Annotated in this window: 21 protein-coding genes; 7 read left to right on the top strand and 14 right to left on the bottom strand. The window is 54.8% G+C overall.

Going from position 1 to position 20,526, the window contains the following annotated elements; all coding sequences use genetic code 11:
• Window positions 1-11: 11 nt before the first annotated feature.
• The 4 genes from htpX to Q3H59_RS09070 form a co-directional block, all read right to left on the bottom strand.
• Window positions 12-893: a protease HtpX gene (gene htpX, locus Q3H59_RS09085; RefSeq protein ID WP_101764183.1), complete on the bottom strand. Its 882-nt coding sequence runs from the start codon at window positions 891-893 to the stop codon at window positions 12-14.
• A gap of 220 nt (window positions 894-1,113) precedes the next feature.
• Window positions 1,114-3,153, bottom strand: coding sequence for a carboxy terminal-processing peptidase (gene prc, locus Q3H59_RS09080; protein ID WP_192411696.1), 2,040 nt, complete (start codon window positions 3,151-3,153; stop codon window positions 1,114-1,116).
• 19 nt (window positions 3,154-3,172) lie between these two features.
• Window positions 3,173-3,853 (bottom strand): RNA chaperone ProQ, encoded by a 681-nt coding sequence (gene proQ / locus Q3H59_RS09075; RefSeq protein WP_110866294.1) that lies wholly within the window; start codon window positions 3,851-3,853, stop codon window positions 3,173-3,175.
• 96 nt (window positions 3,854-3,949) lie between these two features.
• Window positions 3,950-4,450, bottom strand: a complete 501-nt coding sequence (locus Q3H59_RS09070; RefSeq protein WP_309834387.1) for a GAF domain-containing protein — start codon at window positions 4,448-4,450, stop codon at window positions 3,950-3,952.
• A gap of 217 nt (window positions 4,451-4,667) precedes the next feature.
• Here Q3H59_RS09070 and yebS point away from each other — a divergent pair, with 217 nt between their 5' ends.
• From yebS to rsmF, 3 genes are all read left to right on the top strand, one after another.
• Window positions 4,668-5,912, top strand: a complete 1,245-nt coding sequence (yebS, locus tag Q3H59_RS09065; protein ID WP_137385925.1) for a membrane integrity lipid transport subunit YebS — start codon at window positions 4,668-4,670, stop codon at window positions 5,910-5,912.
• The gene (locus Q3H59_RS09060) at window positions 5,881-8,520 is read left to right on the top strand and encodes a PqiB family protein (RefSeq protein ID WP_280171761.1); all 2,640 of its coding nucleotides are present in this window, start codon (window positions 5,881-5,883) and stop codon (window positions 8,518-8,520) included. The genes yebS and Q3H59_RS09060 overlap by 32 nt, the downstream gene beginning before the upstream one ends.
• A gap of 72 nt (window positions 8,521-8,592) precedes the next feature.
• Window positions 8,593-10,017, top strand: coding sequence for a 16S rRNA (cytosine(1407)-C(5))-methyltransferase RsmF (rsmF, locus tag Q3H59_RS09055; RefSeq protein ID WP_309834383.1), 1,425 nt, complete (start codon window positions 8,593-8,595; stop codon window positions 10,015-10,017).
• A 3-nt stretch (window positions 10,018-10,020) separates the two neighbouring features.
• Here the strand turns inward: rsmF and Q3H59_RS09050 are convergent, their stop codons facing one another.
• Window positions 10,021-10,668, bottom strand: coding sequence for a metallophosphoesterase (locus Q3H59_RS09050; protein WP_280171763.1), 648 nt, complete (start codon window positions 10,666-10,668; stop codon window positions 10,021-10,023).
• Window positions 10,669-10,923: 255 nt separating this feature from the next.
• On the opposite strand from Q3H59_RS09050, the gene Q3H59_RS09045 reads away from it, so the two are divergent.
• On the top strand, window positions 10,924-11,655 hold the full coding sequence (locus tag Q3H59_RS09045; RefSeq protein ID WP_101764176.1) for a trans-aconitate 2-methyltransferase: 732 nt from the start codon (window positions 10,924-10,926) through the stop codon (window positions 11,653-11,655).
• Between the two features lie 78 nt (window positions 11,656-11,733).
• Here the strand turns inward: Q3H59_RS09045 and Q3H59_RS09040 are convergent, their stop codons facing one another.
• From Q3H59_RS09040 to copC, 7 genes are all read right to left on the bottom strand, one after another.
• Complete coding sequence (locus Q3H59_RS09040; protein ID WP_210080775.1) at window positions 11,734-11,901, bottom strand: hypothetical protein; 168 nt, start codon at window positions 11,899-11,901, stop codon at window positions 11,734-11,736.
• A gap of 117 nt (window positions 11,902-12,018) precedes the next feature.
• Entirely contained in the window at window positions 12,019-12,339 is a 321-nt protein-coding gene (locus Q3H59_RS09035) for a hypothetical protein (RefSeq protein WP_280171764.1), read from the bottom strand.
• Window positions 12,340-12,541: 202 nt separating this feature from the next.
• Window positions 12,542-12,685, bottom strand: a complete 144-nt coding sequence (locus Q3H59_RS09030; RefSeq protein WP_101764610.1) for a cold-shock protein — start codon at window positions 12,683-12,685, stop codon at window positions 12,542-12,544.
• Between the two features lie 2 nt (window positions 12,686-12,687).
• The gene (locus Q3H59_RS09025; protein WP_007889586.1) at window positions 12,688-12,900 is read right to left on the bottom strand and encodes a cold-shock protein; all 213 of its coding nucleotides are present in this window, start codon (window positions 12,898-12,900) and stop codon (window positions 12,688-12,690) included.
• Window positions 12,901-13,619: 719 nt separating this feature from the next.
• On the bottom strand, window positions 13,620-13,967 hold the full coding sequence (locus tag Q3H59_RS09020) for a YebY family protein (RefSeq protein ID WP_061718597.1): 348 nt from the start codon (window positions 13,965-13,967) through the stop codon (window positions 13,620-13,622).
• A 33-nt stretch (window positions 13,968-14,000) separates the two neighbouring features.
• Window positions 14,001-14,882 (bottom strand): copper homeostasis membrane protein CopD, encoded by an 882-nt coding sequence (copD, locus tag Q3H59_RS09015; protein WP_309834376.1) that lies wholly within the window; start codon window positions 14,880-14,882, stop codon window positions 14,001-14,003.
• A gap of 3 nt (window positions 14,883-14,885) precedes the next feature.
• Window positions 14,886-15,263: a copper homeostasis periplasmic binding protein CopC gene (gene copC, locus Q3H59_RS09010; RefSeq protein ID WP_309834374.1), complete on the bottom strand. Its 378-nt coding sequence runs from the start codon at window positions 15,261-15,263 to the stop codon at window positions 14,886-14,888.
• A gap of 153 nt (window positions 15,264-15,416) precedes the next feature.
• Between copC and Q3H59_RS09005 the strand changes: the two genes are divergently transcribed.
• Complete coding sequence (locus Q3H59_RS09005; RefSeq protein ID WP_008110458.1) at window positions 15,417-15,647, top strand: DNA polymerase III subunit theta; 231 nt, start codon at window positions 15,417-15,419, stop codon at window positions 15,645-15,647.
• 3 nt (window positions 15,648-15,650) lie between these two features.
• The gene (gene exoX / locus Q3H59_RS09000; protein WP_101764169.1) at window positions 15,651-16,319 is read left to right on the top strand and encodes an exodeoxyribonuclease X; all 669 of its coding nucleotides are present in this window, start codon (window positions 15,651-15,653) and stop codon (window positions 16,317-16,319) included.
• Here the strand turns inward: exoX and Q3H59_RS08995 are convergent.
• Together Q3H59_RS08995 and Q3H59_RS08990 are read right to left on the bottom strand one after the other, a co-directional pair.
• Window positions 16,313-18,376, bottom strand: coding sequence for a prolyl oligopeptidase family serine peptidase (locus Q3H59_RS08995; protein ID WP_309834371.1), 2,064 nt, complete (start codon window positions 18,374-18,376; stop codon window positions 16,313-16,315). The genes exoX and Q3H59_RS08995 overlap by 7 nt on opposite strands.
• Window positions 18,377-18,515: 139 nt before the next feature.
• Window positions 18,516-19,157 (bottom strand): tellurite resistance TerB family protein, encoded by a 642-nt coding sequence (locus Q3H59_RS08990; protein WP_137385935.1) that lies wholly within the window; start codon window positions 19,155-19,157, stop codon window positions 18,516-18,518.
• Window positions 19,158-19,318: 161 nt separating this feature from the next.
• Here Q3H59_RS08990 and purT point away from each other — a divergent pair, with 161 nt between their 5' ends.
• Window positions 19,319-20,497, top strand: coding sequence for a formate-dependent phosphoribosylglycinamide formyltransferase (gene purT / locus Q3H59_RS08985; protein ID WP_110866306.1), 1,179 nt, complete (start codon window positions 19,319-19,321; stop codon window positions 20,495-20,497).
• Window positions 20,498-20,526: the final 29 nt, after the last annotated feature.

Here is a 20,526-nt window from a genome sequence, read left to right as displayed (position 1 = left end):
TCTATTACCGACTACTTCAGGTATTCGCCGCTACGCAGCGCTTCGATACGTTTATCGAGCGGCGGATGCGACATGAACAGCTCGCTCAACGATTTGTTTTTACCGTTGATGCAGAATGCCATCATGCTGCTTGGCTCCTGCGGCTCGTAACTGGTTTTCAGACGCTGCAGTGCGGCAATCATCTTCTCGCGTCCAACCAGTTTGGCAGAACCCGCATCGGCGTGGAATTCACGGTGACGTGAGAACCACATGGTGATGATGCTGGCGAGGAAGCCGAACAGCAGTTCTAACACCATCGAGACCGCGAAATACACCATCGGATTTCCGTTGCTGCTCTCTTCACCGTCGCGGTTACCCGACAGGAAGCCGGAAGCGATCTGCGCCAAAATTCGCGAGATGAAGATCACAAAGGTGTTCACCACACCCTGAATCAGCGTCATGGTGATCATGTCACCATTGGCGATATGGGCGATTTCGTGCGCCAGCACCGCTTCAGCTTCATCACGGCTCATGTTTTGCAACAGGCCGGTGGAAACAGCGACCAGCGACGCGTCTCGGCGTGCGCCTGTCGCAAAGGCGTTAATGTCGGGCGCGTGATAAATCGCCACCTGCGGCATCGCAATGCCAGCCTGTTGTGCCTGGCGGCCGACGGTATCCATCAGCCAGCGTTCCGTCTCATTACGCGGTTGTTCAATGACTTCACCGCCAACGGAACGTAGCGCCATCCATTTAGACATCAGCAGTGAAACAAACGCACCGCCGAAGCCAAACAGACCTGCCATAATCATCAGACCCATAACACTGCTTGACTGGATTCCTGTCAGACTCAAAATCAGTCCGAATACCAACATCACCGCCAGGTTGGTGAGCAGGAAAAGAGCAATACGCATCATAAACGTTAATCTTCCTCTGTTGTGCACGCGCATATGCGCGGATATCTATCCTATGGTCATCGCCGCGCATTTCAAGCAACCTTAATCTTTAAGTGCCTAAAAAGACATAACTTTACATTAGGCAGTGAAGTGCGCAAATCGCTGCATCAGCGGCGCTTAACAACGATTTTAGCGTAAAAAAAAGCACCGCCGAAGCGGTGCTATTTCACAAGCCAGACGGTTACTTCGCGCTTGCGGCAGCAGGCTGAGATTTCTCCAGCTGCGCCATATCGTTAGCGATTTTCACCGTTTCATCCAGATACGGATCCGGCTCTTTATAGTCTTTCGGCAGATCTTCGATGCTCTTCAGCGGCGCTTTACCTTCCGCCTGATAGCGCGCGTTGATGCGCTCCAGACGCAGTGCATCATCTTCACGGTTCTCTTTCTCACGCTGGGCAAGATTGAGCGACACGATATTACGCTTGTCTTTCATCGCATCGAAACGCGCAATATCTTTCATGATGTACTGGAACTCGCGATCTTTAGCGATGCGATCACCGTGCTCTTTGGTCAGCTGCGGTACCAGCGGCGCGATATCGCCGGTTTTGGTGTAGCTTGCCGCATTCACACTGTCCCAAGGCAGCGCGTTGTCCTCGAACTTCTCGCCGGTTTCTGCCGCTTCAACGCCGGTTGGCATCAGCAGATCTGGCGTTACGCCTTTACGCTGGGTGCTGCCACCGTTAATGCGGTAGAACTTCTGAATGGTGTACTGTACAGAACCCAGCGCTGGCCACTCTGGACGCAGCATCTGATCGTAGATACGGTTCAGCGAACGATACTGTTGCACGGTGCCTTTACCGAAGGTCGGCTCACCGACAATCAGCGCACGGCCGTAATCCTGCATCGCCGCAGCGAAGATCTCAGAAGCCGAAGCACTGAAGCGATCGACCAGCACCACCAACGGACCTTTGTAATAGACGATGCCGTCGTTATCGCTGTCTTCACGCACGCGGCCATTGTTATCACGCACCTGCACCACCGGACCGCTTGGAATAAACAGGCCCGAGAGTGAAACGGCTTCGGTCAAGGCACCACCGCCGTTGGTACGCAGATCGATCACCACGCTGTCGACGTTTTGCTTCTGCAGCTTCTGCAGCTGCACCTTCACATCGTCAGTCAGACCAACGTAGAAGCCAGGAATGTCGAGCACGCCAACTTTCTGTTTGCCGACGTTATGCACGGAGCCTTTTACCGCGCGATCTTCCAGACGGATTTTTTCACGCGTCAGCGTCACGGTGCGGGTTTTGGTGCCCTTGCCAGCAGGCAGGATTTCCAGGCGTACTTTGCTGCCTTTCGGTCCTTTGATTTTTGAAACCACATCATCCAGACGCCAGCCAATCACATCTTCCATGGGTTTGCCCGGCTGAGCGACACCGACAATGCGGTCGCCCACGCTGATCGCTTTACTCTTCGCCGCCGGACCGCCTGCGACCATCGAGTTGATCACCGTGTAATCGTCATCCATCTGCAGCACTGCGCCGATACCTTCCAGCGACAGGCTCATTTCAGTGTTGAATTGCTCGGTGTTGCGCGGCGAAAGATAGTTAGTGTGCGGGTCGATTTCATGCGCGAACGCGGTCATCGCCAGCTGGAACACATCTTCACTGTTGCTTTGCGCCAGACGACGGATGGCAAAGTTGTAACGCTTGGTCAGCGTTTCGCGGATCTCTTTCTCATCTTTACCGGCCAGTTTCAGGCTCAGTTCGTCATATTTAACTTTGGCATCCCACAGCGCGTTGAGCTCATCGACGCTCTTTGGCCATGGCGATTTTGCCCGGTCAATGTCAATGGTGTCATTGCCGGTGAAATTCATTGGGCGATTCAGCACGCTCAGCGCATATTGATAGCGCTCAAAGCGGCGTTTCTGCGCCAGATTGTAGAGATCGTAAAACACATCCAGCTTACCGCTGCGGAACTCATCACCCACGGTAGTTTTCTTATCGGCGAACTGCGCGATATCCGATGCCAGCAATACGTTATGGCTGTAGTCGAGCAGATTCAGGTAGCGATCAAAAATTTTCGCGGAGAAGTCCTGATTCAAATCGAACTGACGATAGTGAGAGCGGGTGAAACGCGAGGTAACGCGTTCGCTGACGGTGGGATGCTGTGGCTCTTCGTGTAGCTGGGGAATCTGGTCGGCGCGGGTAATATTATCTGCACCAAAGGTGGGGCCTGCTAAAAGCAGGCCCGCGATCATACCGATCTTTAAAATGTTGTTCATGCCAGGGTCAGCCTCCGTTTCAGAACTGCAAATGTTCTGCGCGCACAATCATAGCCATGCCGGAAGCGAGCTGAACCCGAACGCCATCTTTAGTAATTTCAAGAATGGTAGCGTCCATTGCACCTTTGCCTGCAGTCACTTTGATGTTCTGGCCGGGCTGCAACGTTGAGGTATCAGTGACAGGTTTGGCCCGCGGTGGCTGCGGTGCGGCTGCACGCTCAGTCGCGGCCGCACGCGGCGCCTGAGGACGTGGCTTACGCGCGGCATCACCTTCGGCAGCTTTACGCGGAGCAGGCTTGCGCGGACGACGTTCAGCGGTCTCTTCACCGGCTTCACGCTTCTTCGCTTTCTGCTGATCGCGCTGCGCCTGAACGCGGGCTTTCGCTTCTTCCAGTTGCTTGCGCGCATGTTCTACGTGTTGCTCATCCAGCACGCCACAGGCGTTGCCATCGAGATCGACACGAATGGCACCCGCTTTGATGCCATAAAGATAACGCCAGCTAGAGGTATAAAGACGTAAGGCAGAACGCAGTTGCGTCTTGCTCAGGCTCAGTTCGCCTTGAACACGCTCGACCAGATCTTGAAAAATGCCGATTTTGAGCGGACGCGCCTCGCCTTCGGCGCTAAAGCATTGCGGAAAACGTTCCGCCAAAAAGGCGATGACTTCTTTACTGCTATTCAACTTAGGTTGATTTTCCATGAAATTTCCTGATTACAACGGATTTGCCGACCAGAGCAGGCATGAACAGGCGACATTATAATGACAACATCGCCAAATGCTATGTGATCCAGTCGATTAGCTGTGCGTCAGCTGAATAAATTTTACGATGTCGCTGCCCGCCAGCACTTCACAAAGCCCGTCGGTAAGGGCCATCAGCCCCTCTTCGTCCTCGCTATCGAAGCGAGAATAAACCGTACTATCAATGTCTAAAACACCCACGAGGGTGCCATTTACTTTCAGAGGAATCACGATTTCGGCATTACTGGCGGCGTCACACGCGATATGGCCAGGGAACGCGTGCACGTCTTCCACCAATTGCACTTTGTCCTCGGCTACCGCGGTTCCACACACGCCTTTGCCAACCGGAATACGTACGCAGGCGATTTTGCCCTGGAACGGGCCCAGCACCAGCGTGTTCGGTTCCGTCAGTAAATAGAATCCAGCCCAGTTCACGCCTTCCAGGCGTTCGAAAAGCAGTGCACTGCAATTGCCGAGCGCGACCAGGAACGAGGTTTCACCCGCCAACAGGGCGCGGACATCGCGATTCAAATCCTCGTAAAAAGCTTTTTTGTTCATTGTTCAACCATAACTCGTCACTGGGGTGACCTTGTTGTCACTCAGTTGTTAAAATAAGCACTAATAATCCAGGCGCAGAAGGTGAATCATTCTGTTAGTTACTATACCCTTAGCAGTCGGTGGATAAGCGTATTCTGGTACCACCGAATATTGCAGGCAACTTTGCGCTACTCAGCATGCCGGTAACCGTAACGAACGATGGGCACTTGCGTCACCTATGAAAATTCACGCTATCAGCCAGACGTTGCCCCACGCACGTTATCAGCGTTGTCCGCAATGCGATACCCTTTTTTCCTTACCGGATGTGAAATCGCATCAGACAGCCTATTGCCCGCGCTGCCATGCACAAATTCAGAGCGGTCGTGACTGGTCGATGACGCGACTCACCGCCATGGCGGTGGTCATGATCGTGCTGATGCCATTCGCCTTTAGCTTGCCGTTGGTTGATATTCGCCTACTGGGCATGCGTATTAACGCCAGCCTGCTGGAGGGCGTAATCCAAATGACACAGCAAGGCAACATCCTCACCGCTTCAATGGTGGCGTTTTGCACCATTGGCGCGCCGGTTACGCTGGTCATCGGCATTCTCTATTTGTGGGTGGGCAACGCGCTCGGAATGAACCTGCGCCCGGTCCTGCTGATGATGGACAAGCTCAAAGAGTGGGTGATGCTGGATATCTATCTGGTCGGCGTGGCGGTGGCATCGATCAAAGTGCAGGATTACGCCTCACTGGAAGTGGGCTACGGTTTAGTGGCCTATATTGCGCTGACGGTGCTGAGCCTGCTGACGCTGATCCACCTGAACGTCGAGCAACTGTGGGAACACTATTATCCGCAAGCGATGCCCACCTCCCCGCCTGAAGAGTGGCAAGTGTGCCTGAATTGCCATCAAACCGGTGTAGCCGATGAGCGTGGGCGCTGCACGCGTTGCCACACGCCGCTTGACTACCGCCGACGCCACAGTTTGCAGAAATCCTGGGCAGCGCTCATCGCCTCGATTGTGCTGCTGATCCCCGCCAATTTGCTGCCGATTTCGGTGGTCTACGTTAATGGCGCACGCCGTGAAGACACCATCTTCTCCGGCATTCTGGGACTGGCATCGGGCAATATACCGGTAGCCGCGGTGGTGTTTATCGCCAGCATTCTGGTGCCCTTTACCAAAGTGTTAGTGATGTTGACTCTGTTACTCAGCATTCACTTTAAATGCGAACAGGGCTTAAAAACCCGCATTCGCCTGCTGCGCGCCGTCACCTGGGTGGGCCGCTGGTCGATGCTGGATCTGTTCGTCATTGCTGTAACCATGTCGCTGGTCAATCGTGATCAGCTGCTGGCTTTCACCATGGGACCGGCCGCCTTCTATTTTGGTGCCGCCGTTGTCCTGACCATTATGGCTGTAGAGTGGCTTGATAGCCGCCTGATCTGGGATGCACATGCAACAGGAAACGCCGACTACACCGACTAGCGCCAATCTGCGCAACAAGCGCAAGATTTCGCCATTCTGGTTATTGCCCATCATCGCCCTGCTGATTGCTGGCTGGCTGCTATGGACCAACTATCAGGAACGCGGTACGACGATCACCATTAACTTCCAGACTGCCGACGGGATTGTGCCAGGCCGTACGCCGATTCGTTATCAGGGCGTGGAAGTGGGCACGGTGCAAGGCATTGTGCTGAGTGATGACTATCGCAGCATCCAGATTAAAGCCAGCATCAAAAGCGACATGCGCGATGCACTGCGTGAAGACACTCAGTTCTGGCTGGTGACGCCGAAAGCGTCATTGGCGGGCGTCTCCGGGCTTGATGCGCTGGTCGGCGGTAACTACATCGGCATGATGCCGGGTAAAGGTAAAGAGAGCGATCACTTCACCGCACTCGATACCCAACCTAAGTATCGCGTTAATACCGGCGAACTGCTTATCCACCTGCGCGCGCCCGACCTCGGCTCGCTCAACACCGGTTCGCTGGTTTATTACCGCAAAATTCCGGTGGGTCGCGTTTACGATTACAGCCTCAACAACAGCACCGACGGCGTCACCATTGATGTGCTGATTGAGCGCCGCTTTATCAATCTGGTGAAAAAGCAGAGCCGCTTCTGGAATGTTTCCGGCGTTGATGCAGATGTCAGCCTGAGCGGTGCCAAAGTGAAGCTGGAAAGCCTGGCCGCGTTAGTGAATGGCGCAATTGCCTTCGATTCACCTAATGACGGCGAGCAAGCTCAGGTGGATGCCAACTACCAGCTCTATCCGGATTTGGCGCGCAGTCAGCGCGGCGTGCAAGTGAAACTGAACCTGCCGAGCGGCGATAACCTGAAAGCCGATAGCACACCGCTGATGTATCAGGGACTGGAAGTCGGCACCTTAACCAAACTCAACCTGCTGGATGGCGGCAAAGTCACCGGCGAGCTGACGGTTGATCCTTCAGTAACCGGTTTGATGCGCAGCGGGACGCGCATTGAAATGCGCACGCCGAAGATCAGCCTGACCGACACCAATCTCAGCAGCCTGTTAACCGGTAATACTTTTGAACTGGTGCCAGGCGAAGGCGAACCGCAGGATCACTTTACCGTGTTGCCAGCCAGCGAAACATTGCTGCAGAAACCTGACGTGCTGACGGTAAAACTCAGCGCGCCGGAAACCTACGGTATCGATGCCGGCCAGCCGGTGATGTTGTATGGCATGAAAATCGGTCAGGTGATTTCACGCACGCTGGATGAAAATGGCATCAGCTTTGTGGCGGCCATCAATCCGGAGCACCGTAATCTGGTGCACGCTGACAGCAAGTTTGTGGTGAGTAGCCGCCTTGATGTGAAGTTTGGACTCGACGGGATGAAAGTGCTGGGTGCCAGCGCGCGCGAGTGGGTAGATGGCGGCATTCGCCTGATTCCTGGCGCGAAAGGTAATCCTTCCAGTCGTTATCCTTTATATGCGGATGCGGAACGTGCCGCAGAAGGCATCGTGGGTGAACAGCCGCCAACCACGCTGAAACTTACCGCCAAAAGCTTGCCGGATGTACAGGCCGGTTCAGTGCTGCTGTACCGCAAATTCCAGGTCGGTGAAGTGGTGGATGTAGTGCCGCGCGCGGATGCGTTTGAAATCTCGATTCATATTCAGCCGCAGTATCGCAAGCTGCTGACCAGCGAGAGCGTGTTCTGGGCCGAAGGTGGCGCGAAAGTGCAGCTCAACGGCAGCGGTTTGACGGTGCAAGCGTCCCCGCTCAACCGCGCGCTCAAAGGCGCGATCAGTTTCGATAATCTCACCGGCGCGCAGGCAGCGAAAGGCGTGAAACGCGTGCTCTACTCGTCTGAAACCGCGGCGCGTGCAGTTGGCAGCCAGATTACGCTGCACACCTTCGATGCCAGCAAACTGGCGGCGGGCATGCCGATTCGCTATCTCGGCATCAACATTGGTCAGGTTGAATCACTGGCGCTGAGTTCTGATAACAATCAGGTTGTCGCCAAAGCGGTGCTTTATCCGGAATACGTGCAGGACTTCGCGCGCATCGGCAGCCGCTTCTCGGTGGTGTCGCCGGAGATTTCTGCGGCGGGGGTTAACCATATCGAAACGCTGCTGCAGCCTTATCTCAACGTCGATCCGGGCAAAGGTTCGCCGGCGCGCACCTTTGAACTACAGGAAAGCACCATCACCGATTCACGCTACCTGAACGGCTTGACAATATATGTCGATGCCGCTGACGCGGGATCGCTGTCGGTGGGCACGCCAGTGCTGTTCCGGGGCGTTGAAGTGGGCACCGTCACCGGAACGTCGCTGGGCAATATGGCGGATCGCGTGCAGATCGCGCTGCGTATCAGCAAAAAGTACCAGCATCTGGTGCGCAACAATTCGGTGTTCTGGCTGGCTTCCGGCTATAACTTCGATTTCGGTCTGATAGGCGGCGTGTTGAAAACCGGCACCTTCCAGCAGTTCATTCGCGGCGGCGTACAGTTTGCCACGCCGCCGACGGTGCCATTAGCACCGCAGGCCGGCGCCAACAAACACTTCCTGCTACAGGATGAAGCGCCGAAAGCGTGGCGCGACTGGGGCACGGCGATTCCGGACCCTCATCAACCTTAAGCAAATCGGGCAGCCTGGCTGCCCGATTCTTTTTCGCGTGTTACACTTCGCGCTCATTTCGTTTCCCGGTAGATGCCCGTGTCCGATCGCTTTCCCGAAGATTTCCTCGCGCTGATGCGCGCCAGCCTTGCTGACGACGCCGAACTGCAGCGCTTTCTCGCCATTAGCCAGCAACCGCTGCGTCGCAGCTTACGCGTCAACACCTTAAAAATTAGCGTGGATGATTTCCTCGCCCGCACCGCCGACTATGGCTGGCGCTTATCGCCCATTCCGTGGTGCGCCGAAGGGTTTTGGATCGAGCGTGACGACGAATCGCTGCCGCTGGGTAGCGTGGCGGAGCATCTGAGCGGACTGTTTTACATTCAGGAAGCCAGCTCGATGCTGCCGGTTACCGCGCTGTTTGACGCCGCACCTGATGCGCGTCAGGTGATGGATGTGGCTGCTGCGCCCGGTTCTAAAACCACCCAGATGGCCGCGCTGATGCGCAATGAAGGCGCCATTCTGGCGAATGAATATTCGGCCAGCCGCGTCAAAGTACTGCACGCTAACATCAGCCGCTGTGGCGTCAGCAATGTTGCGCTGACCCATTTTGATGGCCGTGTATTTGGCGCCGCACTGCCGGAGCGTTTCGATGCCATTCTGCTCGATGCGCCCTGCTCTGGCGAGGGCGTGGTGCGCAAAGATGCTGATGCGTTGCGTAACTGGACGCTGGCCAGCACTGAAGCGATTGCGGAAACCCAACGCGATCTGCTCGACAGCGCTTTCCATGCCTTACAGCCAGGCGGCACGCTGATTTACTCTACCTGCACACTGAATCAAATCGAGAATCAGCAGGTGATTCATTGGTTGCAGCAGCGTTATCCCGACGCGGTTGAAATCGTGCCGCTGAACGGTTTATTCGACGGAGCCGATCAGGCGTTAACCGCCGAAGGTTTCCTGCACGTATTCCCGCAGATTTTCGATAGTGAAGGTTTCTTCGTTGCGCGTCTGCGTAAAACCGCCAGCATTCCCGCGCTGCCAACGCCAACCTACAAAGTCGGCAAACTGCCCTTCTCTCCGGCCAGCCGCAAGCTGAGCGCCGAAGTGCAACAGGCCGCGGCCAAAGTCGGCTTGCAGTGGGATGACAACCACACGCTGTGGCAGCGCGATAAAGAGCTGTGGCTGTTCCCGGCGGCGCTGGAGGGTTGGCTGGGTAAAGTGCGCTTCTCGCGCATCGGCTTCAAGTTGGCCGAAACCTTCCCGAAAGGCTATCGCTGGCAGCATGAAGCGGTCGTGGCGTTGACGCAGCCAGGCAGCGCGCTGGATTTCGAACTCACCGATGCAGAAGCGGAAACCTGGTATCGCGGTCAGGATATTCATCCGGACACGTTGCCCAGCCGGGATGAGGTGATCGTCACCTATCAGCAGCAGCCGCTGGGATTGGCGAAGAAAGTGGGTAATCGGATTAAAAACAGCTATCCGCGTGAACTGGTGCGCGACGGACGTCTGTTCCGCTAAGCGTTACTGCAACTTCACCAGGGTAAGACGATTGCCGAAGACCGCGCCGGTATCGATGTAATGCTGATTCGCCACATTAAGCGGTTGTTCTAACGGCGTGTGGCCGAAGTAGAAATCACTGGCGCCATCGATGCGGGCTGAACTGCCGCGTTGATGGCGTCCCAGTCGATCGCGACTCCACACCACTTGCTGCCAGTCAACATCTTGCCCTAAAGCATAATGACTGGCGGGATAATCGGCGTGGGCAATCACCACCACGCGATCGCCGAAATCCAGATGCAGGATCAACGGTAACTCAGCACAGCGCTTCAACGCATGGCGCGCAGCGATCAACGCTGCGCCTTTGAGTTGCCAGAACCACTCGCCGCCGTTCATCATCCACAAGGTTTGGTCGCGCCCATCCAGCGCAGCGAGCGCCATCTGCTCATGATTGCCGCGCACGCAGCGAAACCAGGGCTCCTGCATCAGCGCTAAACAGCCGGGGCTGTCCGGGCCACGATCGATTAAATCGCCCACCGACAGCAGTAGATCCTGCTGCTTATCGAAATCCTGCTTGAGCAGTTGCGCATCGAGTTGGGCGCGGCAACCGTGAAGATCGCCAACCACCCAAATATTTCGCCACATTTGCGCGTTCACCTTTTGGTAAAGCATGTAATCTTCCCCGGTTGACTGGAAGTTTAGTGAGCCCGGCTTAAAGTATAGTCCGGCAAGGTTAGCCAGCGGAGGGAACAGCATGAGCGGACGGAAGCAATTCATTGGTGTATTAATCGTTATTTTCATCGGTAGCTTGCTGCTGCTGGAATCACTCGCTCGTCTGGTACATCTGTTATTTGTGGGATAATTACGCGACTTTACATTCCGCGCTAAACGCCTAAACTCCTTTGCGCATCATATAAAGGAGCCTGTATGAGCCAGAATATTTACGACAACCCCACTTTTTTTGCCGGTTACGCCACCTTGCCACGTTCCGTTAAGGGATTAGACGGCGCGCCAGAATGGCCTGCACTGCGTGCGCTACTACCCGACCTGCATGATAAACGCATTCTCGATCTCGGCTGCGGTTACGGCTGGTTTTGCCGCTACGCGCAGCAGCAAGGCGCGCGCGAGGTGCTAGGTCTGGACGTTTCCGAGAAGATGTTAGCGCAAGCCGCGACCATGACGCAGGGAACCGGGATTCGCTATCAGCGCGCCGATTTAGAATCGCTGCAACTGAACGAATCCTATGATCTCGCCTACAGCTCGCTGGCGCTGCACTACCTCAGCAATATTGACGCACTCTTCGCAACCGTGTTTGAGGCGCTAACGCCGGGCGGCGCGCTGGTGTTTTCCTGTGAGCATCCGATTTACACTGCACCTACTCAACAGCAGTGGATTGTGGATGAACAGCAGCAGCGCAGCTGGCCAGTTAATCATTACCAGCAGGAAGGGGAACGCATCAGCAACTGGTTTGCCGATGGCGTGAAGAAGCAACATCGCAAGCTGGCAACCTGGATCAATGCGTTAATTGGCGCAGGATTTGAGATCGTGCATCTTGATGAATGGGGCCCGAGCGAAGAGATGGTTGCACTCAATCCCGCGCTGGCGGAAGAACGCGATCGCCCGATGATGTTCTTGCTGGCCGCGCGTAAACCGCTGTGACGTTGAATTGAGGCTGCGCACTGCAGCCTTATACAAATCTCTGCAGCGCTATTTACGGCATTGAGCGCGCATTGCGTACTAGCGTGTGATTAAAAAGATCGCTATCAAGAAGAAGGCTAATAAACCGGCGAATGTCAGCGTTCCAATGCGCGGAGTTTTGGCGCGGCCAACCACCACACCAATAAAGATACAAAGCAGCGTGAGTGTGCCAATCATTACCCAAAGTAGATATTGTGTATTTGCCATGAAGGATCCTTATCCGGCCATTAATCAGATGCGCCAACGTTATACCATTTTTCGCACAGGCTGACTGCTGCTATATGACCGCATCTTTTTTGCAGGTTATTTGCCACCCGTTAACGATCAAGTCACGTTATGCGCACAACGCACTATTTTGAGATTTTCCAGCTGTTGCAAACGCGCCGCAGCTTTATTGTTAGCGCTGGCCTTTGCAACGCCGTTACCGATACCAAAATCCCCGACGAATCCCAATACCGTTAGCGCATCAAACTCGCCGGTTTCATCAATCTGCTGCTTAACGCTTTGGCTTTTAGCGATCTCCTGATTCAGTGCTGCACAGTCATAGGTTTGCGCTTCGGCATCGCTCACTTTGGCGGACTGCGGATACTGTTTCAATGCGCAACCACTCAGCAGCAAGGCGATCAGGATAACGGGCTTGTGCATCTCGCAATATTCTCTCTATGACGGTAATTTATTTCGGAATAAGAGAAAAAGTAGCATGTGGGTAAGATTTTCAACGTGGGAATAAGTGAAGATATGCGGGAATATTTAAAATAAAAAAGCACTGCCTGAGCAGTGCTAATGATTCTGATATCAGGCAATTGCCTGATAAGCCCTGATAATTATCAGGGCAGAACATCCGCTATCAAGCAGTTTTCAACACAATCATTGATGATTTGCAGAAAATACATTTAGCGCCATGTGGGTTCATTTTCGTAATATCGAACGCGGAGGTACGATATTGTGAACTCTGGCAATGCGGACATCTTAAACGATTATAAATGCGAATAATTACAGACCTAATACATTTGTTGCAGACGGACCTTTTGGACCATCTTCAACTGAAAACTCAACACGCTGACCTTCATCAAGTGAGCGATAATCAGTGCCCTGAATGGCTGAGAAGTGGACGAAAACGTCCTTGCTGCCATTTTCAGGAGAAATAAAGCCGAAGCCTTTTTCTGAGTTGAACCATTTTACCGTTCCAAGAATTTTATTAGACATAATTTTTACCTTTTAAATGAGCCTATTGGCGTAAGGGCCGAGTTGCAGATACGAATCAGAACTTAGGATAAGACTCAAAGAGAAAGGGCTTGAAGCGGCACTAACCGGGATGAGAAATACAATGGGAACTAACCTTCTAACTGTCTGCTATTCAGACCGACGACGCATTAACGCATTTATCTTACCAGGTAGCAAGGTAAAACTTTTTTATTTCATATAAAAAAGAAAAGCAGAAAATAAAAAAACCCACCGAAGTGGGTTTAATCATCAATCAGGCTGCTTGTCGCCCGACTCCGGTGCCAGACTCTCATCGTCTTTTTCATGCTCATCCGGCTTCACCTTAGTATCTTCTTCAAGCTCATCCGCTTCAATCGGTCTATCAGACATAAATCCTCCTGAGTTGCTAAGAGAATTAAGTGTAGATGCCAGCATAAAGGTAAGCCTAACGCGTGCAGACAATTCATTATTATGCAGATAAAAAAAGACCGAATACGATTCCTATATTCGGTCCAGGGAAATGGCTCTTTGGGAGCCGTGCGCTAAAAGTTGGCATTTTTGCAGGCGAGGACGCCTTGCCATTTAAAGGTAGACCAGGATTGCTGGTTTTCCAGCCAATCATGCGGTTTGGTTGCGAAAGGTGACAACTCTGTGATCGTGGTGACAGAACGAGGAAGCAAGCGTAGCGGCAGAATTGTGCGCTACGCCTGAGAATATAGGGATTACTTACCGCACAGTTGCTGCGCGCGGTCGATGATCGGTTGCAGACTCATTTTCTGGCCTGGATGGGCTTTATCAACGGCGACAATGGTGTCGATCGATTGCAGCGTGCCCTGCCCGGCCGTTTTGCGCGCAAAGGCTTTATCGTTGAGCGGATACTGCAACAAAGTGCCTGGATTAATCGCGAACAGCGCGCCGTCTTTCTCGCAGGTCAACATCACCTCTTCGCGGGTGAAGGGCCATTTGTCTTTTCCAATCTCAAAACGGCTGACGGTAATAATCTGTGCCGCCATCGCCTGGCTGCACAGCGCCATCAATACGCAAGCTGGAATCAGTTTCTTCAGCAAAATATCGACCTCATTTCATCTTCTTGAATGTTACATTCAGGCCGGTGACAGCGTGGCAAACACGCTCACCAACCCAATTACAATAATGGCCAGCAGCAGCTCAAGCTGCGTCAGGCGAATAAACAGATGCGCTGCGTTACTGGCCGCCAGGCGAAAGCGCGGCACCAGCAGATAGCGATTGGTCAGCGCAATAGCGATCATCAGCATGACCAGCAGCACTTTCACCACCAGCAGTTCGCTCCACAACGTGGCTTGCCAATGCAACGGCGAACCGGCAATCAGCACGCTATTAATGATGCCCGTCAGCAGCGCGAGCGCCACCGCCAGGTGACCGTAACGCGAGAAGCGCATCATGCAGCGAATCGCATCGGTGCGAAAAGCGATCTGCCGCGCTTCACGCATCAGTAATAACAACGGCAGTAATCCGCCCGCCCAGAATGCAGCCGCAATCAAATGCAGCGCGTGATTGCCTTGTTGCAGCAATCCGGGCCAGCCATCACGCATCGCGGCATGCCCAACACCGGCTAACGCCACCAACTGTAACAGGCCGCTGCACAGCAGCAGATTTTGCCGCAGTGTGCCACGCAGCAGCAGCGCTAACGTGCTCAGCAGTGCGAACGCGATTTCCCAACGCCAAACCAGGCCGAAGCGCGTGCTGAGCACCGCCTGCCAGGTTGCGCTGTCACTGACATTACGCCAGTCGCCGCTCATCAAGCCGGTTTGCGTTGCCAGCATCAACAGGGCGCTAAACAAACTCAGCAGCGCGCTGGTACGGAGAAGTAAAGCTAAACGCTGTGATAGCAGCGGACGATAGCGGCGCGGCGCCAGTAGCGCGGTATAAAAGGCGCTACCGGCGAGCAGCAGCACCGACATAAAATGCAGCGCTCGCAGGCCAATCCACAGCGTACTCAAACTCATCAATCACTTCACGCTGAAGGTGTAGCTGCCTTTGGTTTTATGTCCATCAACGGACAGCACATGCCAGTTCACCTGGTAGTTGCCCGACGGCAGCGGCTGGCTGACCGGTACAATCAGCTGATCGTGTTGTTTATCGTTGAGTCTGGCTTTCCCGACCGTAATGGGTTGATGTTGTGCATCGAGCACATCCACGCCACTGAATGCCACTTCAACATCCTCGGTAAAGGTCAACGTTAAATTCTGCGGGGAGGTTTCCACCACCGCTTTGTCGGCTGGGACCGGGGTTTTCAGGTGAGCGTGTGCCAGAGCAACCTGGCTGAAGGCCAGCGTTGATGACGCCAGAAGTAGCGCGACGACAGCGTTGAACGCAGTTTTCTTCATGACTTCTTCCCTATTAAATGCGGCAAACCACCGCAAACGTGGCAGCAGGATACGCCGCCGATCCGCAGGTGTCGAGACTTGCGGTGCGATCCAATCCGCTTGATCCCTGGGTCCGAAACCATTACTTTTGCCCCTGTTTATCAGGAGAAAAGCATGAGCCAAAACCTTGCCCTGCTCTCGCAGGAAGAGAAAGACAAAGTCAATGTCGATCTGGCCGCCGCGGGCGTTGCATTCAAAGAGCGCTACAATATGCCGGTGATTGCCGAAATGGTGGAGCGCGAGCAGCCTGAAGCGCTGCGTGACTGGTTTCGTCAGCGCTTAATGAACTATCGCCAGGCTTCGCTTAGCCTGTCGCGCCTGCCCTACGAACCGAAGCAGAAGTAATTTATGTTACGTGTAATTGATACCGAAACCTGCGGCCTGCAGGGTGGCGTGGTGGAAGTGGCGTCGGTGGATGTCATTGATGGTCAGATCGTCAATCCGATGAGCGACTTAATCTGCCCGGATCGCCCCATCAGTCGTCAGGCGATGGCGGTACATCGCATTACGGAAGCGATGGTGATGGGAAAACCCACTATCGAAGAAGCGATTGGCCGCTATCACGGCAGTCCGCATTACGTAGCGCACAACGCCAGTTTTGATCGCCGCATGTTGCCCACTATGCCGGGCGAATGGATCTGCACCATGACGCTGGCGCGTCAGCTGTGGCCAGGCATCAAATATGGCAATCAGGCGCTGCGCCACAGCCTGAAGCTGGATGTCACGCCACCGGCCGAACTGCATGCGCACCGCGCATTGTATGACTGCTACGTCACCGCTGCGCTGCTGATCCGCATTATGGAAACCTCCGGCTGGAACGCCGAGCAGATGGCGAATTTGTGCCAGCCCGCGCCCGTGAGCGGCGATGTGTTCCCGTTCGGTAAATATCGCGGTCAGAGTATTGGCAGCATTGCGCGTAAAGATCCCGGCTATCTGCGTTGGGTGCTGGAAAATGTGCGTGATTTGCGCCCACCGTTACGGCAGGCGCTGCGCAAGTATGTGAAGAGCGATCAGTAATCGACGCGGTCTGGCAAGCTGCCCTGCGCCAGGCCAATCAGGAAAGTGAACTCCTGCGCCACCCCTTCATACGCTTTGAAGCGGCCCGATTTACCGCCGTGGCCAGAATCCATCTCGGTGCAGAGCAACAGCAGTGAATCGTTGGTTTTCAGCTCACGCAGTTTCGCCACCCACTTAGCCGGTTCCCAATACTGCACCTGCGAATCGTGCAAACCGGTGGTAACCAGCAAATGCGGATAGGCTTTGGCCTCGATGTTGTCATACGGACTGTATTGGCGAATGGTGTGATAGAACTCCGCCTGTTCGGGATTGCCCCACTCATCGTATTCGCCGGTGGTCAGCGGAATTGTCGGATCGAGCATCGTCGTTACCACATCGACAAATGGCACCTGCGCCACCACGCCGTGGAACAGCTCCGGCGCCATGTTCACCACGCCGCCCATCAGTAATCCTCCGGCGCTGCCGCCCATCGCGTAGAGCTGCTGGCGATGACCATAACCCTTCGCCACCAGCGCTTCGGTGACATCAATAAAGTCCGTGAAGCTGTTGATTTTATTCTTCAGGCGGCCACCGTCATACCATTGCTGGCCGAGCTCGCCGCCGCCACGCACATGAATGATGGCGTAGACGAAGCCGCGCTCCAGCAAGCTGATGCGGCTGGTGGCAAAGCTGGCATCCATGCTGCTGCCGTAAGCACCGTAACCGTATACCAGCAGCGGATTGTTGCCGCGCTGGAAATGCTTGCGATGATAGACCAGCGAAACCGGAACCTCTGTGCCATCACGCACCGTGATCCACAGATGCTCACTTTTGTAATCCTCCGATTTGAAGCCCGGCACCGGCGAGCGCTTCAGCACGCGACGATCGCCGGTTTCCATGTTCAGTTCAAACAAGGTGGTCGGCGTGGTCATGGAAGAGTAGCCGTAGCGCAAGGTGTCGCTTTCTGGCGAAGGATTGTAGGCAAGCCAGGTGACATAGGCGGGATCGTCGAAGGCGATACCAAAGCTTTCGCCGCTCTCCCAGTTTATCTGCCGCAAGGTGTTTACGCCGTGCTGACGCTCTTCGACTACCAGCCAATGACGAAACAGCTGAAAATCTTCCAGCACCACGTTGTCACGCGCCGGGATCAGCGATTGCCAGCGTGCTTCCGCCAGCCACGCGCTGCGATAGAGCCCGAAATTTTTGCCATCACGATTCGAGCGGATATAGAACTGATGATTGTAGTGATCGATGCTGTATTCGTGGTCGCGGCGACGTGGACAAAAGGTTTGCGGCTGCGCATCCGGATATTCGGCGTCGATCAGCAGAATCTCGCTGGTGTTGGTGCTGTACAACGCAATCAAAATGAAGTGCTCGGAGGTGGTTTTATGCACGCTGAGGTGGAAAGAGTCATCCTTCTCTTCATACACCAGCTGATCGTCAGATTGCGGATGGCCCAGCTCATGGCGCCACACCTGATACGCCAGCAGCGTTTTCGGATGCTTACGCACGTAATAGAGCGTGCGGGAATCGTTGGCCCAGGCAACGCTGGATGACGCGTTGGTCAGCACTTCCGGATACCAGCTACCGCCCTGCAAATTACGGAAGCGAATGCCGTATTGGCGGCGCGACAGGAAGTCTTCCGCTAAGGCCATCACCTGATTGTCCGGTGTAATCGCCAGCGCGCCCATGGTGTAAAAATCACTGTGCGCAGCCCGCTGGTTTCCATCCAGCAACAGCTGCCAGGGCTCATCAGCTGGCGCGTCAACGGGCTGCCGGAAATAAGCCGGATACTCGTTGCCCACTTCATAGCGGCTTTGATAGCGATAACCGTTTTTCACATAGGGCACCGAGTGATCCTGCGGTGGAATGCGGTCAACGATCTCTTTCAGCACCCGTTCCTGCAGCGGATTCTGCGACGCCATCATCGCACGGCCGTAATCATTTTCGGCGTGCAGATGGGCCAACACCTCTGGATTCTCGCGGTCGTCATCACGTAACCAGTGATAATTATCAATGCGCGTTTCACCGTGCAGCTTCATGACATGGGGAATTTTTTTCGCGTGTGGCTGATTCATTAGGCTCTTCTCCCTGAAGGACAACATTCAGCAAGCGTGGCACTAATCACGCACGATGCCAAGCTACACGCAGCATCACTTTACGCAGGGTAAGCAAAAGATGAAAAGCGAAGGCTGCGGATGCAACCTTCGCACGGAATTAAGCAGCTTTTTCCGCGTCGATATCGCGCTGGATACCGTCGCGCACATCCTGGGGGATTTTCAGCGCATCGCCGAGCGCGGAGAGATAGCTACGCTCCATAAAGTGGTCGACATCAATGGCTGCACAGCTGAGGAAATAGAGTTCCAGCGCCTCTTCTTCGTTTTTAACGTCAGCGGCCAGCCAGTTAGGATCGAGCGGGCGATTCATCGCCTGCTGAATCAGCGCTTCGGCTTGTGCGCCGTAGCCGGCCTGCTGGATATTTTGCTCAATGGCGGCACGCTCTTGATCGTCAATGTGACCATCACTTTTCGCCGCGAACACCAGCGCCGTGACTAAACGCTCTGCGCGTTGATCCATCGGCGTTTGCAGCTGGCCGAAGCCCGCATCGTCCTGATGGGTTTCACGTATGCGCTGTTTGTATTTGTTCCATAACAGCGCGCCCGCCGCCGCGCCGCCGCCCAACAGCAAGGCTTTGCCGCCATATTTGGTCAGCAGCTTACGCGTGGATTTGCTGCCTACCAGCAATCCCGCCAGCCCGCCCAATGCGCCGGGGGCCAGCATGTCACTTAAACCGCCCGATTTTCCGTCTCCACCCTTTTTCGCCAGCACCGATTGAATTTGCTGCAGCCAATTGCTCATCGTTTAACTCCTGTTTACTTTTCCGTTCTCCATGCTGCCGCAGGCTGTGTCAGTTAACGTCAGAGCGGGAAAAGTATGGCAAACCTGATCGCGGCGAAAGCGTGAGTACGCAAACGTTTTCGTTTATACTGCGCGCGCATTTTGACTGCTAAGGTGAAATTATGACGACTCTCGGAACCGCGCTGCGCCCTGCCGCTACGCGTGTCATGCTGTTAGGTTCAGGCGAATTAGGCAAAGAAGTGGCACTTGAGTGCCAGCGTCTTGGTGTGGAAGTGATCGCGGTGGATCGTTACGCCGATGCTCCGGCGATGCACGTTGCGCATCGCAGCTATGTGATCAACATGCTGGACGGCGACGCGCTGGCCGCGCTGATTGCCGAGGAAAAGCCGCACTTCGTGGTACCAGAAATTGAAGCCATTGCCACCGAAAAACTGCTGGAGCTGGAAGCGCAAGGTCAGAAAGTGGTGCCGACCGCACGCGCCGCACGTCTGACCATGAACCGCGAAGGCATTCGCCGTCTGGCGGCGGAAGAGTTGTCCTTACCAACCTCGACTTACCAGTTTGCTGACAGCAAAGAGAATTTTGTGGCTGCGGCTGAGGCGATTGGATTCCCGTGCATCGTTAAGCCGGTGATGAGCTCATCCGGTAAAGGCCAGAGCTTTATTCGCGAAGCCAGCCAGCTGGAAAAAGCCTGGGATTATGCGCAGCAAGGCGGACGTGCCGGTGCGGGCCGCGTGATCGTTGAAGGCGTGGTGAAGTTTGATTTTGAAATCACCCTGCTGACCATCAGCGCAGTAGATGGCATTCACTTCTGCGCGCCGATTGGTCATCGTCAGGAAGATGGCGATTATCGTGAATCATGGCAGCCGCAGCAGATGAGTGAACTGGCGTTGCAACGCGCACAGGATATCGCCGCTAACGTGGTAAAAGCGCTCGGTGGATACGGCCTGTTTGGCGTGGAGCTGTTCGTGTGCGGTGATGAAGTGGTGTTCAGCGAAGTGTCACCGCGTCCGCATGATACCGGCATGGTCACGCTGATTTCGCAGGATCTGTCCGAGTTCGCGCTGCATGTGCGCGCTTTCCTCGGCCTGCCGATTGGCGGCATTCGTCAATACGGTCCCGCTGCGTCGGCAGTGATTTTGCCTGAGCTGAACAGCCAGAACGTCGTGTTCGGGAATATCGAAGCCGCGCTGGGCGCCGGATTGCAGCTGCGCCTGTTTGGTAAGCCGGAAATCGCCGGTCAGCGCCGTTTAGGCGTGGCTTTGGCAACCGGTGAAAACACCGATGACGCTATCGCGCGCGCCGTGGCGAGTGCGGCCGCGGTACAAGTCGAAGGTTAAGTAAGATGAAGTGGTCGCCATCAATGACG

Origin of the sequence: Pantoea sp. SORGH_AS_0659 (assembly GCF_031453915.1) — a bacterium.
GTDB lineage: Bacteria > Pseudomonadota > Gammaproteobacteria > Enterobacterales > Enterobacteriaceae > Pantoea > Pantoea leporis.
This window is presented reverse-complemented; position numbering and strand designations above follow the sequence as displayed.